The sequence below is a fragment of the Paenibacillus tyrphae genome, assembly GCF_027925525.1.
Lineage (GTDB): Bacteria > Bacillota > Bacilli > Paenibacillales > NBRC-103111 > Paenibacillus_G > Paenibacillus_G tyrfis_B.
The window spans coordinates 1-320 of record NZ_BSDJ01000114.1; the positions used below are offsets into that span (position 1 = coordinate 1).

General features: G+C 55.9%; 1 protein-coding gene. It reads right to left on the reverse strand.

Annotated elements, in window-relative coordinates:
• A partial coding sequence (locus QMG93_RS35105) for a condensation domain-containing protein (protein ID WP_281944536.1) occupies positions 1–320 on the reverse strand: 320 nt, incomplete at both ends.

Consider the following 320-nt stretch of genomic DNA (forward strand, 5'->3'; position numbering starts at 1 on the left):
CTGTGGAACAGCATTCCTTTCTGCATCGGCGTTAACGCATATACATTCTCAATCTGTCCAATATGCCGGGTTTGGGCGCTTAGCTGCTCCAACTCCTCGATGGTCAGTCCTTTCCATAAGAGATCGCTTGGTGTCGGCTCCGGCTCCTCTTGGGCTACGCAGTGCGCAATCACTTCTCGCAGACTCGTCTGAAGCAGCCCGGCCAATCGCTCCACCGTCTCCCTGCGGTACTGTTTCCCGCTATACCGGATCGTCAGCGACAGGGCTCCTTCCGTGATGATGCCGTTCATGTCCAGCGCATAGGTCAGCGCTGCGTTATT